16 protein-coding genes are annotated in these 16602 nt (G+C 44.1%); 14 read left to right on the forward strand and 2 right to left on the reverse strand.

The features are described 5' to 3' along the window. A partial coding sequence (locus tag NHN17_RS23250; RefSeq protein ID WP_255045047.1) for a cadherin-like domain-containing protein occupies window positions 1–4274 on the forward strand: 4274 nt, incomplete at its 5' end. A gap of 155 nt (window positions 4275–4429) precedes the next feature. Here NHN17_RS23250 and NHN17_RS23255 read toward each other — a convergent pair. Both NHN17_RS23255 and NHN17_RS23260 read right to left on the reverse strand, forming a co-directional pair. Then, window positions 4430–5377 (reverse strand): DUF3179 domain-containing protein, encoded by a 948-nt coding sequence (locus NHN17_RS23255; protein WP_255045048.1) that lies wholly within the window; start codon window positions 5375–5377, stop codon window positions 4430–4432. A 102-nt stretch (window positions 5378–5479) separates the two neighbouring features. Further along, on the reverse strand, window positions 5480–6271 hold the full coding sequence (locus NHN17_RS23260) for an AraC family transcriptional regulator (RefSeq protein ID WP_255045049.1): 792 nt from the start codon (window positions 6269–6271) through the stop codon (window positions 5480–5482). Window positions 6272–6446: 175 nt separating this feature from the next. Between NHN17_RS23260 and NHN17_RS23265 the strand changes: the two genes are divergently transcribed. From NHN17_RS23265 to NHN17_RS23325, 13 genes are all read left to right on the forward strand, one after another. Beyond that, window positions 6447–7304 (forward strand): MBL fold metallo-hydrolase, encoded by an 858-nt coding sequence (locus NHN17_RS23265; RefSeq protein ID WP_255045050.1) that lies wholly within the window; start codon window positions 6447–6449, stop codon window positions 7302–7304. Between the two features lie 210 nt (window positions 7305–7514). Beyond that, the gene (locus tag NHN17_RS23270) at window positions 7515–8462 is read left to right on the forward strand and encodes a DUF4382 domain-containing protein (RefSeq protein ID WP_255045051.1); all 948 of its coding nucleotides are present in this window, start codon (window positions 7515–7517) and stop codon (window positions 8460–8462) included. Window positions 8463–8885: 423 nt separating this feature from the next. After that, window positions 8886–9767, forward strand: a complete 882-nt coding sequence (locus NHN17_RS23275; RefSeq protein WP_255045052.1) for a mechanosensitive ion channel family protein — start codon at window positions 8886–8888, stop codon at window positions 9765–9767. Between the two features lie 170 nt (window positions 9768–9937). Then, window positions 9938–11131 carry a DEAD/DEAH box helicase gene (locus NHN17_RS23280; RefSeq protein ID WP_255045053.1) on the forward strand — a complete coding sequence of 398 codons (1194 nt, stop codon included), beginning with the start codon at window positions 9938–9940 and terminating at the stop codon, window positions 11129–11131. A 155-nt stretch (window positions 11132–11286) separates the two neighbouring features. Further along, entirely contained in the window at window positions 11287–11466 is a 180-nt protein-coding gene (locus NHN17_RS23285) for a GFA family protein (RefSeq protein ID WP_309243492.1), read from the forward strand. A gap of 10 nt (window positions 11467–11476) precedes the next feature. Further along, window positions 11477–11941: an NUDIX hydrolase gene (locus NHN17_RS23290; RefSeq protein WP_255045054.1), complete on the forward strand. Its 465-nt coding sequence runs from the start codon at window positions 11477–11479 to the stop codon at window positions 11939–11941. A 40-nt stretch (window positions 11942–11981) separates the two neighbouring features. Next, a complete protein-coding gene (locus NHN17_RS23295) occupies window positions 11982–12407 on the forward strand; it encodes a VOC family protein (protein ID WP_255045055.1) in 426 nt (141 codons plus the stop codon). 21 nt (window positions 12408–12428) lie between these two features. Then, window positions 12429–12788 carry an MmcQ/YjbR family DNA-binding protein gene (locus tag NHN17_RS23300; protein WP_255045056.1) on the forward strand — a complete coding sequence of 120 codons (360 nt, stop codon included), beginning with the start codon at window positions 12429–12431 and terminating at the stop codon, window positions 12786–12788. 185 nt (window positions 12789–12973) lie between these two features. Continuing rightward, window positions 12974–13552 carry a GNAT family N-acetyltransferase gene (locus NHN17_RS23305; protein ID WP_255045057.1) on the forward strand — a complete coding sequence of 193 codons (579 nt, stop codon included), beginning with the start codon at window positions 12974–12976 and terminating at the stop codon, window positions 13550–13552. A 9-nt stretch (window positions 13553–13561) separates the two neighbouring features. Then, window positions 13562–13957, forward strand: coding sequence for an ACT domain-containing protein (locus NHN17_RS23310; protein WP_255045058.1), 396 nt, complete (start codon window positions 13562–13564; stop codon window positions 13955–13957). Between the two features lie 55 nt (window positions 13958–14012). Beyond that, window positions 14013–14480, forward strand: a complete 468-nt coding sequence (locus tag NHN17_RS23315) for an HAD family hydrolase (RefSeq protein ID WP_255045059.1) — start codon at window positions 14013–14015, stop codon at window positions 14478–14480. Window positions 14481–14919: 439 nt separating this feature from the next. Continuing rightward, on the forward strand, window positions 14920–15840 hold the full coding sequence (locus tag NHN17_RS23320; protein ID WP_255045060.1) for an SPFH domain-containing protein: 921 nt from the start codon (window positions 14920–14922) through the stop codon (window positions 15838–15840). 30 nt (window positions 15841–15870) lie between these two features. Then, window positions 15871–16317: an NfeD family protein gene (locus tag NHN17_RS23325; RefSeq protein WP_255045061.1), complete on the forward strand. Its 447-nt coding sequence runs from the start codon at window positions 15871–15873 to the stop codon at window positions 16315–16317. Window positions 16318–16602: the final 285 nt, after the last annotated feature.

Here is a 16602-nt window from a genome sequence, read left to right on the forward strand (position 1 = left end):
GTGAAAACTTCCATGGACCAGTGTCACTGAATGTAACGGCAACGTCACTTGAAGACAGTACCGCGGATGATGATACGCCTGAAACAGCCTCGACCACGGCGACGCTCGACTTCACAGTGGTGCCGGTGAATGATCCGGTTGTTATTGATGAAACGAGCCCGCTGCAATTTAATACTGACGAAGATACCCAGATAGTGATCACCGAAGCGGCGTTGTTAGCTAATGCCAGTGATGTTGATGGCGATGATTTGTCGGTGGTGAACCTCAATATTACCAATGCAACTTTTACTACCGTGGTGGATCCTGAAACTGGCGAGAAGTCCTATCTAGTGACGCCAGACCAAGATGTTAACGGTGACTTGGCGATGAGTTTCAATGTGACCGACGGGGAAGGCAGTCAGGTCGCTTCAGGGGCAACACTACAGGTTGCAGCCGTGAATGATGGACCTGTAGTGAGCGAAAACCTCAGTTATACCATTGATGAAGATGGCACCATCACACTGAGTCAAGATCAGCTATTGGCCAATGCCACCGATGTTGACGGTGACAAACTGACGGCGGAAAACCTTCAGCTAGAGGGGGCGGGCGTTGTAGAAAGAAACGATGATGGCTCCTACACCATCACGCCTGATGAGAATTTCAATGGTGAACTCAACCTAACCTTTGATGTTACTGATGGCTTAGAGACCGTCTCGACTGGTTTGGATCTGACTATCAATGCGGTTAATGACGAGGTTGTTGCAGCGGATGACAGCAGCATGTCCGCGCAAGCACCGCAGATCCGCCTTGATGCTGCACCAGAACATGGTTCGGTGCAGTGTATTAATGCTGAGGGTGAGTGGGAAGATATGGTCGTTGGCCAAGAATACCCTGCTGATGCTCAAGTACAGTACGTACCTGATACCGATGAAGTGCAGTCAGGCACTCGTGATATACGGGTGGGGAGTTTTGATAACGATACCTCGACCACCGTCTTTGATGGCACTGCCAACGTCGAAGATTGGGGAGTGGTAAATGGTGATAGCGCTGTTTTTCAGGAAGATGGTGTGACGATCACCACTCAGGTTAGCTCTGGAGAACTTGAGGCATGGAATGGCGCTGGAACGTCGGTGGGTGCGGGTATTGGCAATGATAGCCGTAATGGCCTTAGCAATGATGAAATATTGACCGTTACCGTTGAAGGGGAAGATGTAAACCAAATCACCTTCCAGCTCGATGGGCTTGGCGGTTATTTTGATGAGAACAGTAGTAAAGCGACTGAAGTTATCATCAAAGCGTACGATGCAGAAGGCAATTTGATTGACGCCCAAGGCGGATATCGTGATTCCGGTGAATTACAAGATACCTATGCTTTTACCACTGATGTGCCGGTCCATCATTTCACTCTGGGTACAGAAGGCGGAAGCGGGACATACGTTGTCCAGAACATGACTGTTTCCCGTACCATGTCTGAAGACATTCAGATGACCACCATACAAGGCGATGGTAGCGAGATAGCTAATACGCTTTCTCTGGATCTAAACCACAGTACTGCCGATCAGGCAATGGATGTCACCGAGCAGCTGGTAGAGGTACAAGAGGGCATTACAAGTCGTGCGATCGAGGTTGATGAAGATGGACAGCTAGTTATCAATCCAACAGATTTACTCGCCAATGATACAGATGCTGACGGCGATATATTGTCTATTACCGCCGTTGAGGCAACAGAGGATACACACGGCACTGTCGAATTGGATGAAGACGGCAACGTCGTTTTCACCCCTGATGCTGATTACAACGGCCCTGCGTCCTTTACCTATACGGTCACCGATGGCAATGGTTCATTTGATACGGCGACGGTTGCTGTTGATGTTAAGCCAGTTGAAGATTTGCCCGTTGCACCAACGCTGAAATTGGGTGTTGATGAAGATCAGGTGCTGGAAATTGACCCTGCGTTCATATTAAGTCAAGCGACTGATGCCGATGGCGATGACCTTACGCTCGAAAGTTTGTCATTGAAGCAGCCGCCAAATGGTAATTTGCAACTGCAGCAAGACGGTATGTATCACTTGATCACACCGCCTGATTTTAATGGCTTGATAGAGCTGGATTATTCAATTTCAGATGGTGAAAACATCGTAGATGGTGCCCTCAAGGTTGACGTTATGCCTGTCAACGACGCACCTTTTAATGGCGGTAATGCCCACCTAACGACATACGAAGACGGTGGCTTCACTTTCAGGGCAGAAGATATGCTGGACTTGTTCGGCGATGTTGATGGTGATGAGCTGGTTGTCTCCCGCGTTATTACCGTTGACGGTGAAGATGCCGGCGAGGTTGAAGAAAACGAGGACGGAAGCTGGACCTATACGCCATCTGATGATTATTCCGGTATCGCTGAGCTGCAGGTCGAAGTGAGCGATCCTAGTGGTGCGACAACGGTTTTGGATATGCCTATCTATATCCGCCCTGTCGCCGATGGGGCTGTGATCACCACAGATCATGAGGGGCCACTAGTCTTCGATGAAGATACTACCGGATTGCTTGGCTTGAATGTTGATATGCTCGATGCTTCCGAGCAATTGAGTCACCTGGTAATTACTGGCTTCCCTGTCGGCTTTGTCGTTAGTGATGGTGAGAACACCATTACAATCACCGAGCCCGGTCAGGTCGTTGATGTGACAACCTGGAGTTTCGATGACTTGTCACTCACACCGCCAGCTGATTTTACCGGCAGTTTCTTCATTACTGTTTCTGCGACTACAGCAGACTATGGCGATGAGTCATCCAATGCGTTGCCTGAGTCAACAGAAGCCTATGCTGACTTTGATGCTACTCAGGGTGAAACCCTCGTGCTGACAATGGATGACTTGTTAGGCATGGCTGAGGGATTAGAAGCTGCTGATGGTGATGAAGTTCAAGGTGTCCATTTGATTGATCGCACCCAAGGCGAGTTGGTTGATAATGGCGATGGAACATGGTCATTTACCCCAGCCGAGAGCTTTGAAGGGCAGGTTGACTTTGCTTATCAGGTGGAGCAAAACGGTAGCTTGGTCGATGTGCAAAGTAGCATTGCTGTTGTTGCTGCAGATGCGGGTGAAAATGATGTCAACTCTGCACCCACGGTTGATGCCATTGTGACTACCGAGCTTGGTTCTGGCAATGATTTGACCTTCACCGATGCCGATATGCTTGCTCAGCTAACTGATGCTGATAATGACGAGCTAACCATTGAATCTGTTCAATTGGTTGGTGGACAAGGTGTGTTGGAAACAAATAGTGAGGGGCAGTATACTTTCTCACCAGCACAAGGATTCGTAGGGCAGGCTCAAATTGCCTATGTTGCGACAGATGGTGAGAACAGTATTCAAACACACTTCAATGTTGATGTTGCTGAACCGGAAGCCTCTGATTTCGTGCTCGATGAAATGGGCTCACTGGAGCTGACACAAGCTGATTTATTAGCAGCCTTGAATTTAGGTGATGAATCGACAATCACTGGCGTTGATTACCATGGTGAACAAGGTACGGTAGTAGAAAATGGTGATGGTTGGTGGGTTTTCTGGAGTGATGATGACTTTACCGGCCAATTGCCACTTGAAGTCACATCAACTGACGGGGATGCAACTTCTGTTCATCAAATCACTCTTGATGTTAATGAGTACCAAGACCAAGAAGCGAGTCTTGAGTCGGCACAGCCTGATGTTGACTCACAACAGAATGTTGATACTCAAACTACGATTAATGAAGACGCTTCAGATAGCAATGACAGTTCGGACAGTGATGATGCTGGAGGTGAAAGTGATCTAACCGCAGCGCCGGGCAATAATGTGCATTTAGAAATCCCTGATGATGTGGCAGAAAACCCTGATGTGACTCAGGTCGAAATCAGTGAACTTCCTGATGGGGCAACTATTGCCAATGCATTACTGAACAGTGATGGTTCCTATACGGTTAGTGGTAATCTATCCAAGCCGCTTCTGATGAAGTTATCAGATGAGTTTGAAGGTGAGGCGACTATTCAGTTTGAGGGGCAAACCGATCTGGGGGCGGCTGTTGAAGGGGCATCGGCAACAGTGACGATTGATGTTGATGACGAGCATGCGATGCAAGCCAGTCAGGGCAAAAATGCCAACCAACCAGAGATGCAAGATGAGCAAGGACAAAATGGCGATTGGACTCAGGGGGATAATAGTAACCAAGGTGTTGATGTGATGGATGATAGTTCATCGTATGACAATGACACATCAGGCTCCCAGCAGGATGATTCAACTGTTTTGGATGAGAATGTTTAATGAAAGGCGGTTACACTTAAAGTCGATGAGTCATCTGACCTAAATTATCAAGCCAGCATGTATGCTGGCTTGTTTTTTATCGTAATGATTTATACCAACCTACATAAATATTTGCCTTGATAACAAGGATTTTTCCAGTGCAAATATTTGATCAACTACTTATCTAGATTAGTATTAAATACTTCAGTTTCAGGGTAAAAAGCATACCAAGCGAACCAATATAGCAAAGTACTGGGGAGATTCTGCCCTTGGCTGTCTGTTATATGAGCGGATAGATTGTGAACATCCCAGTGAATGGTGAGCATTTGCTCTTTAAAGCGATAGGTGAATTTGGCTTTTCCTTGCTTCTTAAGTTCTGCAAACGGAAAAGCAATGACTCCGTTTTTTCCTTTGTATCCCATCACGGTTTCCTTTGATCCGTAGATGGAGGGTGCTTGATTTGCAACAGGGAAGTAAAGGCGCGGTGAGCGGCTGTAACCGGCATAGGGATCGCGTTGGTAGTCGCGTTGATAACCTGTATTTGTCGATAACACGTCTGTGCCAGGGTGCAGTTGCTGCCATTTTCCCCAACGGGTCAAGGTGAGAGGGTACTGGGTTAAGTGTTTTCCAACGGACTGGCCGGACACCGCCATTCCTTTGATTTGTGACCACAATGAATCAGTTTGATGGTCATACAGGAGAACGTCAGAATTATAGAGTAAGCCTGACACGCCAAATGTTAGGTGCTTGCCATTAAGTGTGGCTGAAAACGCCATTCCCGAGCCACAGAGCGGGCAATAACTGACAATAAACCGTTTTTCATCTATTTGATCATTCACGACTTCATGCCAGTTAAGGATCTTAATAGGATAAGCACGGTATTTCCCGTTGATCTCAATGCCAAGTATAGGGTCTTTTGATGACATGAAACGGGCTTGTTTGGCTGAGACAAAATGGGGGCGGAGAATAGCTGGAATCCCGTCCTTCCCCGGCCCGCCAGACATAATCTCTTCTGTGGGAACAGATGAGTTAGATAAATTAAAGCCGTTAAGCGATGCTGCCTGCATGCTTAACGGTAGAGTGAAGATAAGTCCGTATAAAAGAAAAGCAATAAGCTGTTTCATTAACCCCTCCAATGCGCTTCAGATATAAAGACCGCACGGAAGAGAGATTCTTACATGTCCCCAGGAATTTTATCCCTACAGCCTTTTGAAGTGTCTTGGGTACTATTCTTTAACGGCAAAAAAGCGTTGTCGGTATTGCTCTGGCGTGCATTGTGCGTGGCGCTTGAATAATGTGATAAATGGTGAAGCTTGGTGGTAACCTAACGTCAATGCGATCTCTTTGACAGATGAGCCCTTTCTCAGCAAATGCAAAGAAAATAAAAACTTCCTTCTCTGTCGCCATTCAGTAAAACTCATCCCTAGCTTGTCTTGGCAGTGTCTGGCCAATGTTCGTTCTGTGGTATGAAGAACTTGAGCCCAGTCCTTCAATGTCTTTTCTGACATCGGTTGGCGCTCTAGTTCATTAAGGATAGGCTTTAGGAGTTTGTGGTTACTTGTCGGGAGAAACTGCTCGTGCTCTTCAGCTTGATACACTTGGTCGAGTAGAACGTTGATGAGCCTTTTATCTTGATCGGACTTCGCGACGGTGAGCTGGCGGGCTTTCAGATCGTTGATGATCGCTTCCATGATCGGACTGACTTCCAGTAAGCATGGGTAATCTGGAAGTGGAGAAGCCAGCGGATGAGTGATATTCATCGAGCAATAATTCAGGCTGCGTCGCATAAAGCTCTCGTGCTCAATCCCCGCAGGAACCCATACCGCATACTGTGAAGGTGATAGAAAGCGTTTATTCTCAGCCCTAAGTTCTAAGATACCACCATTGATGATTTGTAGTTGCCCCCATGGGTGGTTGTGGTTTGGGGTGGTCGTGTTGGGCAAAAACACTTCATGGCCAAAAAAAATCTCTGCGGGTGGATTGTCGTTATCAAAAAGTGGCTGATAGATCGTTTTCATTTATTAGGGCTTAAGCAGGATCATTTGTGGGTATACAGTAAACGCCGTCGTTGTGGAAGGCAATGAATACATCATGCAGTGCGCTATTAAACGGTAAGTCTTAAAACCTAACTAAAATAGACTGTGTAGTGACTAGGTTTGTTGACACGAATTACACTCATTGATTGGGAGGTAGATGATGACAGCGACTATTGAGGCCTTTTTTCATAATCCAACATCAACATTAAGTTATGTCGTTTATGACAGGGCGGGTGGGCACTGCGCGGTGATTGATAGCGCTTTAGATTTTGATTTATCCTCTGGTGTGGTGAGTACAGGGTTTGCCGACCAAATTATTGATTTTATAAGGTCAAACCAACTTAGTCTCGACTGGATCTTAGAGACTCATGCCCATGCCGATCACTTAACGGCAGCCAGTTACATAAAATCTAAGTTAGGTGGAAAGATTGCTGCGGGGCATCATATTGATGATGTACAAGCTACCTTTGAATCAATACTTGGGATGGAGGACGACAAGGCCGACGGCGATCACTCTCGCACTCGTTTTGATCACCTATTTCAGGACAAAGAAGAATTTTCTATTGGTATGTTAACAGCTGCTGTTATCGAAACGCCAGGACACACTAGTGACAGTGTCACTTATCTTGTAAATCAAAATGCGTTTATTGGTGATACCTTATTCATGCCTGATTTTGGTTCCGCACGCTGTGATTTTCCGGGAGGAGATGCGAAGCAATTGTTCGAGAGTATTCAGCGAATTTATGCGCTTCCTGACTCAACTCGACTGTGGGTTTGCCATGATTACCAACCTGGTGGCCGGGAATTGAAATATCAAACGACGGTTGCCGAGAGTAAACAAGATAATATCCACATAAAGGGAGAGACCCTAGAAAGTGAGTTTGTTCAGTTTCGCTCTGAGCGTGATAAACAGTTAAATGTGCCTAAATTATTGTACCCCTCTGTGCAAGTTAATATTCGGGCTGGCCAACTGCCCGATGCTTTTATCAAAATCCCAATATCGAAGACATTTTGACGCTAGTAGAGGGTAGGGGGTCTAAGTATTTATACATTGAAGCGTGATTTTTTATTATGATGTTTGTATTTCAATTATAAGGGTTAAATATTTTGATCATTTATAATGAAAACGTTCAAATTGTTTTGTCAGTTAATTGTCAATTCAGCGTTGGTTTATTGAGTTGATAGTTGCTGACGCATAAAATCGCCTCCAGAAATGGAGAACATCATGTCAATTTTTAAAACCTTACCTGTACTAGCAGTGGCGACCTTGCTTTCTGCGTGTGGAAGTGACAGCAGTAACGATTCTACCCAGTATGCCAAAGTCTCTTTTAGCGTATCTGATGCACCCGTTGATACTATGTCTGAAGTGATGGTGGCCTTCGATAAAATCGAGCTTCAGCATGAAAATGGCAATAGATATATTATCGAAGTGGATGAGGATGATGATGGCTATGGTTATCAAGGGATTGATTTACTTGATTACCAAGGAAAAGATTCTGCATTGATTGTGACAGATGAAGAGATTCCTGTTGGTCAATACAAAAGCATGATTTTGCACATCCTTAGCGATGAGTCTGCATCATATAGTTGGGTTGTTGAATCCGGTGGCGGAAAGGAAAATCTTGGCGTACCAAGCTCAAAGTTGAAACTCGGTGGTTTTGATGTTTCAACTCAGGCAGTCCAAAGCTTTACACTTGAATTTGATCTTCGGCAAGCATTGGTTGAACGTGGTGGAAGTGGCAAAGGTTATCATCTGAAACCTAATGGCGTTAAAATTGTTGATAATGATGCGGCTTCTTCGCTGTGGGGTAGTGTTGACCTCAATCTATATGATGGCGATCTTTGCTTGATTAATGATGGTTTTGTTTATTTGTATCAAAATCATGGCTTATGGGGTAAGCAACTGAGTGATAATGCAGATTCTGAATATTTACCAGATGGTTATGTAGCTCCATATAGTTCAGCCCCTGTTGTATGGAATGATGAAACTAACCAATTGGAATATGGTTTTGGGTTTATTCCTGCTGGTGAATATACCGCTGCTTTCACATGTAATGCTGCGGATGATCATCCAGAAACATTTGATAATATTCAAATTGCTAACCCTGAAGAGCAAAGAGAAGAGGTCATATTATATCAAACGAAAGAAACTCGTTTTGACTTCAAAATTTAAAAAAGGGCCAACAGGCCCTTTTTTCGTTCCAATCTCTCTATAGAGTACCCAGGGGAACCTGCGGCCTTCTTCGGGATATGCCAACACGAGTTTGATCAGTGAAGCGCTGAAAACCGTCCAATTCTCGGGGACCGGTATTGGCCTGCCCGCGCTTCTATCAACTCCAGCCTTAGTGTGAAAATTTTTGCTACCAGTGTCCTTCAGACTGCGTATTTCTGGAAGCGAATTTGATACCCGTCGTTGATTGAACCTATGGGGCTTGCTAGATCTAGATTTTGTATTAAAACTATGGGAGTTTATCGAACGAACTACTTATAATACCGACCCATACCAGAAGTTGATCAGTCATTACTGCGTAATGAAAAGATCAATTACTTACCCAGATTGATATGAATTGATAAATAGGTGCGAAAAGAGGCGCTCATGCCAGAGAAGTTGTTGTCGGTTATTGATTTCTTTATAGAAAATAAAATGTTGCTCAGCCTACTGATCATCGCATTCGTTTTGATGTTCAGACGGTTAGTCTTGAAGCAAATACGCGGAGACATTGCGTTTGTTTCTGAGCATCAGCGTAAGTGGATGTCACGGACAAAAAACGGCACCTTCATTTTGATGGTGGTTGTGTTGTTCATGCTTTGGCAATCTGAAATCAGCGAATTTGCTCTATCTGTGACAGCTATTGCGGTTGCGATAGTGGTTGCATCCAAAGAGATCATCCTTTGCTTTACTGGATCAATTCAACGAGCCAGTGCACGATCGTTCAGGATCGGGGACTGGATTGAAGTGGGCTCGCTGTGTGGTGAAGTGATCGAACACAATATGATGGCAACCGTGATTCAAGAAATCGATCTTCATCATGGTCAGTATCACTTTACGGGGAAAACGGCGACCTTACCAAACAGCATGTTTTTTACCTACCCAGTAAAGAACCTAAACTTTATGAAGCGGTATGTGTATCACAGCTTCAGTATTACGGTTAAAGAGTTCGTTAATCTTTTCGTGATGGTACCTGAGGTAATTGAACAGATTGAAATCCACTGCGAGGAGTTTATCGATGTTGCCAGGCGTTATAACGGGGTAATTGAAAAACACGCAGGAGTCGATCTTCCTGGCCCGGATCCGCATATCCATATCAGCACGACACCAACCGGTGAGCAGGTCGTACATGTCATGTTGTTCTGTCCGACAGAAATGGCGACTCACCTTGAGCAGCAAATACGTGCAGATTTTATGCAGATCTACCAAGAAACCTTTGGTATGAATATGTTGAATGAACAGCGAAACCCAAAGGTGAGCTTTATGTAATCTGCTCAGATCGAGCTAATAGCTTCCTGAGCCCACTGTGCTTTTTATTATAAAATACCCTAGGCTATGACGGAAAGTTGTCTCTTGGTTACGGTGTTCGTGGTAAACTCCCGCGCTTCATGTAGAGGCGGCTCTACCATATTTAGTTAATGTACAATTAGAGGCGATTCATGCCATTCTCTAAACTTGGGCTCAGCGAGTCATTAACCCAAGCGGTTAATGAACTGGGCTACAGCAAGCCAACAACGATCCAGACCAAGGCTATCCCTGTTATTTTGCAGGGTAAAAACCTAATTGCAGCGGCGCAAACGGGTACAGGTAAAACTGCGGGCTTCGTATTGCCTATCCTTGAAAAATTAAGCCAAGGAAAGACGCAACGTAAAAAACGTATTCGCGCACTGATACTTGTACCTACCCGTGAATTGGCTATCCAGGTTGAAGAGAAAATCACCCTGTATTCTAAGCATTTAGGCCTAACGTCGCTGGCGATGTATGGTGGTGTGGATGAGAAGCAGCAAAAGCAAAGCCTGATTGATGGTGTTGATGTATTGGTTGCGACACCGGGTCGTTTGCTTGATATGTATGGCCAGCGTGCTGTTCACTTTGAAGAAGTGGAAACGTTAGTGCTTGATGAAGCTGACCGTATGCTGGATATGGGCTTCATCGAAGACATCAATAAAATTATTGATCGCCTGCCTGAGGAACTGCAATTCTTGCTGTTCTCAGCGACGCTTTCCAAGAAAGTACGTGACTTGGCAAAATCGGTGGTCGAAAACCCACATGAAATCAGTATCGCGGCGAATGAAGCGTCTAAAGCTAATATCGAGCAGTGGTTAATCACAGTCGATAAAGATAAGAAGTCTGCGCTGCTTAGCCACTTGATCAATGAAAACCAGTGGGATCAGGCGTTGATCTTCATTGAGACCAAGCACGGTGCTGCAAAACTGGTTTCTCAGCTGGAGAAGCGAGGCATTGCTGCTGAAGCATTCCACAGTGGTCGTAGCCAAGCGATTCGTGTACAACTACTTGAAGATTTCAAAGCCGGTAAGATTAAATACCTTATCGCAACGGGTGTGGGTGCACGTGGTATTGATATTGAAGAGTTACCACGGGTGGTGAACTATGATTTGCCATTCCCAGCTGACGAATATGTCCACCGTATTGGCCGTACTGGTCGTGCTGACGCTTCAGGCGAAGCGATCTCGTTTGTGTCAAAAGACAACTTCAAGAACCTGTGTATGATTGAGAGCCGTTTGGGGCACTTGATTGAGCGACGTGAAGTTGAAGGCTTTGAACCTAGAAAACCCGTTCCGATTTCAATTTTGAATTACGTGCCTAAAAACAAGCGTCAGAATAAAGATTAATTCAATCGCGGAATAGAATGACTAAGCCCTTGCCATTTGGTGAGGGCTTTTTTTTGCTTAGGGTTTTCATCAGTCACAGAAAATAACGCAGTCACCTGTCACACTAACATAAACTTAAAATAGTTTTTTGCTGTTCGAAAGTGAAGGAGATAAGCATGAAAGGAAAATGTTTGTGCGGGGCTATTGAGCTAACAGCCGATGATCAAAAAGAGGTGGGTCTTTGCCATTGCAACATGTGCAGGAAGTGGTCTGGTGGCCCATTGTTTGCGGTGCATTGCAATGATGTCGTGACAATAGAGGGCGATGAGCCTGTTGCCTATCGATCGTCTAATTAGGCTGTAATACATGACAACTCAAAAGATCCCGATAAATACCTCGATTGTTTCAGGCGTCGCTTTGTCTGAAATCGATGGCGAAATGAAAATGCTGCTGATGAAGCGCGTAAAGGGGGGATATTGGTGCCATGTTGCTGGCTCTATCGAAGGGCAGGAAAAAGGGTGGCAGGCGATAGTGCGCGAGTGCTTTGAGGAAACACAAATCACGGTGTCTGAGCTCTACAATGCCCAGTTTCTTGAGCAGTTCTTTGAGGCTAATGTCAATGTCATTCAGATCATTCCGGTATTTGTGGTGCTATGTCCACCGAATCAGCCCATAACGTTGAATGAAGAGCATACCGAGTATCGCTGGGTTGGTCTTGATGAAGCTAAGGCCTTGGTACCATTTCCTGGGCAGAGACAAGTATATGATCATGTGTGGACATATTTTGTCGATAATGCGCCTTCAACGCAGATGAAAGTTAATATAAGTTAGTACGATAAAATAGTGCCTAATAGCGTGGTAGGAAAACAGAGTGAAACAGAGCATTGTAAACATTGCCCTTGTGGTTAAAGACTATGATGAAGCGATTGATTTTTATGTCAATAAGCTGAAATTTGAGCTTGTTGAAGATACCTACCAGCCAGAGCAGGACAAACGCTGGGTGGTGGTTGCACCGCCAAATTCCAATGGTGCGAGTTTGCTGTTGGCAAGAGCATCGAAGCCTGAACAGTTAGACTTTATTGGTAACCAAACAGGAGGGAGAGTCTTCCTATTTTTAAATACTGATGACTTTTGGCGCGATTATAATCGTATGGTTGCTGACGGTATTAAATTTGTCCGTGAGCCGAAAGAGCAAGACTATGGCACAGTCGCAGTCTTCGAGGATCTCTACGGTAACATGTGGGATCTTCTTCAATTAAACCCAGATCACCCGATCGCAATCCGCACCGACCGCTGAACTCATTTATCCGGGGTAGCTATGAACAAACAAGAGATTACTGACTTCCTCATGACGTTACCTGAAGTCGAGTTGGATTACCCATTTGGCGCTGACGTCATGGTATTCAAAGTACTGGGCAAGATGTTTGCGTTGCTATCGGTGAACGATGGAGTTGTCGACATTAACCTTAAAGGGGCGCCGGCAGATAATGAGGCACTTACTTCGATGTTTACCGCTATTCGCCCCGGATACCATATGAACAAAAAACATTGGGTAACGGTGTCGGTGACAGATGAAATTGAAGATGGAATGTTGAAAGGCTTGATTGACCGATCTTATGAACTTGTGGTCGCTAAATTGAAAAAATCCGATCGGGAAAGGTTAGCGATTCAACGTTAGGTCGTTAGAGTCGATGGCGTGATACCCAACTACAGAGTGTGCTTTCTAGAAGCATTGCCGACTGCGGTTTATTGTAATGGCTCGACTTGATGTGGAATTGTACCGACTTGTTAAGCTCTTATAAGTGGGCTGATATGCTTATACTGAGTTAAAGATTAACAGTAGTAAAAGGAAGTCGACGATAGATGGCGTATCCGTTAGAAACAGACAGGCTGATACTTAGGCAGTGGAAAAGAGACGACTATCCAGATTATGCTAACCTGAATGCTGACCCCACTGTGATGCAGTACTTCCCTGCCGTTTTATCTCAGCAAGAAAGTGATGCCCAAGCGGCTAGGATCACCCAGCTTATTGCTGAAAGAGGGTGGGGTTTCTGGGCCGCTGAATTGAAATCAACTGGAAAGTTTATTGGCTTTGTTGGCTTACACAGCCAAGGTCTGCACTCGGGGATTCCCAATGCGCCGTTTGTCGAAATTGGTTGGCGGCTGGCTAAAGTGCACTGGGGCAAAGGTTATGCACCTGAAGCGGCAAGAAAGGCGCTGCAATATGCGTTTGAGCAATTGCGGGTACCGAGTGTTTATGCGTTTACCGCTTTACCTAATACGCCCTCTCAACGGGTTATGGACAAAATCGGTATGGTAAATATTGGGCAAGATTTTAATCACCCGAAGCTACCGCAAGGGCATAGCCTTCAGCGTCATTGTTTGTACCAAATCACTCAAGAAACGTGGTTAAAAAAAACGGTAAAACTGAGAGTTCAATGAGGAAGAAATATGGCTGGTATTACTGATCTACAAGAGTTATTGAAATCGATGGCTCCTGAACTGAAAGCTGGGGAATATGTTTTTTGTACCGTGGATGGTGAGTTAGATAAATATGTGGGGTTGTCACCGATTGCTACTTTTTCCGAGTCAGAGGGGTTAACTCTAGTACTCAGTAAGGATAATGCTGATAGGGGCAATCTGGCTTATGAAGCAACATTTAGGATGATTACGTTAACCGTTCACTCTAGCCTTGAAGCTGTTGGGTTAACGGCAGCCATTGCCAGTAAACTCGCGGAGCAAGGGATCAGTGCCAATGTGATCGCAGCGTATTACCACGATCACGTGTTTGTTCAGAGTGAGAAAGCGGATGAAGCGTTAGTAGCGCTAAAATCATTTTCTTCTTGAATATTCATTAGCTTACACTCAGTTTCAGAAATAAATCATAATGAAAGGACTCTACATGACAAGAATATACCTATTTGATTGGGGAGACACCTTGATGGTCGACTTTCCACAATATCAGGGCAAGATGTGCCACTGGCCTGAGGTTCAGGCGGTACCGGGAGCACTTGAAGCCTTGCGACGGTTATCTGCAAATACTCCCATTTATATTGCGACGAATGCCGATGACTCATCGACAGAAGATATTAAGTTGGCATTTCAACGTGCTGGGCTTGCCAAGTTTATTAGTGGTTATTTCTGTAAGACCAATATGGGGATTGCCAAAGGTAACCCAGAGTATTTTCATCGTATTGTACTGGAGCTAGATGTTGAACCTCATGATATTACGATGGTTGGCGACAGCTTAGAAAATGACATACAGCCAGCAATTGCTGCAGGCCTGAATGCGATTTGGTATTGCTCAAAAGATCAGCAGTGTAATGATAGGCAATATGAACAAATTAGAGTGTTGGAAGAGCTGAATTAGTTAGGAGATATTTACTGGCTGGCTACCTCTGATAATAAATCATTGGGGGATGCAGTGAAATTTTGCAAGGTTTGTGCTTTTCTACCTTTTGATTGACCTCTTGAGCGTGGTTGAGTGGCGTATTAAGATTAATGATAAAGCCCAAAGCCGTTCCTACTTTCCTTATTAAAGCTGATAATCTGAACTAGGTATAATTCGCTACTAAGGTTTTAGTTGCATAATTTATTCGAACAAGATAAACCGAAAGAAAAGATGTTGTATGGTAGGGCATCAGCTACAAGATATACATACAATAAGTAAAAATGCTATTTCCGTTCCATTCTGGTTACTTGCAAAGATTTTTTTTCTTTTTTACTCAATGATTTAATATTTATAACACTAAAATAGTGTAAAGTGCCCCAAATGAACACTATTTGATTACTACAAAAGGCTTCAATTTATGGACATCAGCTTCATTATTCAAATGGCACTCGTTGCATTAGTCGTAATTACTATATCTAGATCGGTTAGATTTGTGCCACAAAATCAAGCTTGGATAGTCGAGCGGTTTGGTAAGTACCAAGGTACAAAAGAGGCTGGATTGAATTTCCTAATACCAATGATCGATGCTGTTGCTGCTAAACAGAGTTTAAAGGAGCAGGCTTACGACGTACCAAGCCAATCTGCGATAACAAAGGATAACATCCAGTTAATCGTTGATGGTATTTTATATTTTCGAGTTTTAGATGCATACAAAGCCACCTATGGGGTTGAGGATTACGTCTTTGCTGTAACACAATTAGCCCAAACAACGATGCGTAGTGAGATCGGTAAAATCGAGCTGGATCAGACATTTGAAGGTCGTGAAGCACTGAATAGCAAAATCGTCAACATGATAAACGAAGCAACTGTTTCGTGGGGTGTAACTGTTCTCCGTTACGAGTTATCTAATATAACACCACCTGAGTCAGTGATGAGCTCAATGGAAAGTCAGATGCGTGCGGAACGCGAGAGAAGAGCTAAAATTCTTGAGAGTAACGGTCAAAAAGAAGCCCAAATTAATGTCGCTGAAGGCGAGAAGCAATCACGTGTTTTAGCTGCGGAAGCCGAAAAACAAGAACAGGTTCTTGCTGCAGAGGGTGAGGCACAAGCATTGATTGCAGTAGCTAACGCTCAGGCAGAAGCACTGAGGCTTGTCGGTGAGGCCGCTGCAACTGAAACAGGGCAAAAAGCTGTAGAGTTGGAACTTGCAACAAAAGCTATTGAAGCAAAACGCGCTATCGCTAAAGAATCATCAGTTGTGCTACTACCTGATAGTTCGACAGAAGCCGGGTCTTTGGTTGCCCAAGCGACTACCATTCTATCTGCAATGAAAAAGTAAATAACTTATAGTACGAATAAGAGGTAATTAATGGGATTTGAACAGTACATAGCTGAATGGTTAATTGCTGCTGGCATTGCGCTAATTATTATTGAAGTTGCGCTGCTAGGAATGTCGACTATCGTGCTACTTATTGGTGGTGTATCAATGATATTGGTTGGGTTATCCCATCAAGCCGACTTAGTTCAAACCACTAATTTACCCATTACTTTGGCTATTACTATTGCAGTACTTATGATCTTAAGTTACCGGCCATTGAAAAAAATTCAAAATAAAACAGATCATAAAGTTGTACAAACTGAATTTTCTAATTTTAGCTTTTACTTGGAATCAGATGTAAACCCAAATAGCGAAACAACTTATAGGTATTCAGGTATTGAATGGAAACTGAAAAGTAAAGTTCCTATTTCTGCAGGATCAGAAGTTAAGGTTGTTAAAATGGACGTTGGTGTTATGTGGATAGTACTATCCGAGTAACCACTCAACATATATAAAACTAACGAGCTAGGGTTAAGTACTCTAGCTCGTTTTTTATGAATAAATGCCAATACTGTACATTTATTTAAACGAGTTAGACTTATACCAACCTACATAAATACTTGATCAACTACTAATCCTGATTGGTATTACGATAATTTATTCGTATTTCATCAAATGAAACAAGGGTGCTGAGAAGGGTTTTTCCCCAGGGTGAGAGCATGAATGCTCATTTTTTACTCGCCGCCTTAAAACCAGCCAGTAATACCTTATCAAGATAAGTGG

This window comes from Photobacterium pectinilyticum (assembly GCF_024357955.1).
GTDB lineage: Bacteria > Pseudomonadota > Gammaproteobacteria > Enterobacterales > Vibrionaceae > Photobacterium > Photobacterium pectinilyticum.

Excerpts from the sequence above, each read along its gene's own strand:
- NHN17_RS23255 (WP_255045048.1), bottom strand. The coding sequence starts at position 5,377 with ATGAAACAGCTTATTGCTTTTCTTTTATACGGACTTATCTTCACTCTA.
- NHN17_RS23260 (WP_255045049.1), bottom strand. The coding sequence starts at position 6,271 with ATGAAAACGATCTATCAGCCACTTTTTGATAACGACAATCCACCCGCA.
- NHN17_RS23265 (WP_255045050.1), top strand. The coding sequence starts at position 6,447 with ATGATGACAGCGACTATTGAGGCCTTTTTTCATAATCCAACATCAACA.
- NHN17_RS23270 (WP_255045051.1), top strand. The coding sequence starts at position 7,515 with ATGTCAATTTTTAAAACCTTACCTGTACTAGCAGTGGCGACCTTGCTT.
- NHN17_RS23275 (WP_255045052.1), top strand. The coding sequence starts at position 8,886 with ATGCCAGAGAAGTTGTTGTCGGTTATTGATTTCTTTATAGAAAATAAA.
- NHN17_RS23280 (WP_255045053.1), top strand. The coding sequence starts at position 9,938 with ATGCCATTCTCTAAACTTGGGCTCAGCGAGTCATTAACCCAAGCGGTT.
- NHN17_RS23285 (WP_309243492.1), top strand. The coding sequence starts at position 11,287 with ATGAAAGGAAAATGTTTGTGCGGGGCTATTGAGCTAACAGCCGATGAT.
- NHN17_RS23290 (WP_255045054.1), top strand. The coding sequence starts at position 11,477 with ATGACAACTCAAAAGATCCCGATAAATACCTCGATTGTTTCAGGCGTC.
- NHN17_RS23300 (WP_255045056.1), top strand. The coding sequence starts at position 12,429 with ATGAACAAACAAGAGATTACTGACTTCCTCATGACGTTACCTGAAGTC.
- NHN17_RS23305 (WP_255045057.1), top strand. The coding sequence starts at position 12,974 with ATGGCGTATCCGTTAGAAACAGACAGGCTGATACTTAGGCAGTGGAAA.
- NHN17_RS23310 (WP_255045058.1), top strand. The coding sequence starts at position 13,562 with ATGGCTGGTATTACTGATCTACAAGAGTTATTGAAATCGATGGCTCCT.
- NHN17_RS23315 (WP_255045059.1), top strand. The coding sequence starts at position 14,013 with ATGACAAGAATATACCTATTTGATTGGGGAGACACCTTGATGGTCGAC.
- NHN17_RS23320 (WP_255045060.1), top strand. The coding sequence starts at position 14,920 with ATGGACATCAGCTTCATTATTCAAATGGCACTCGTTGCATTAGTCGTA.
- NHN17_RS23325 (WP_255045061.1), top strand. The coding sequence starts at position 15,871 with ATGGGATTTGAACAGTACATAGCTGAATGGTTAATTGCTGCTGGCATT.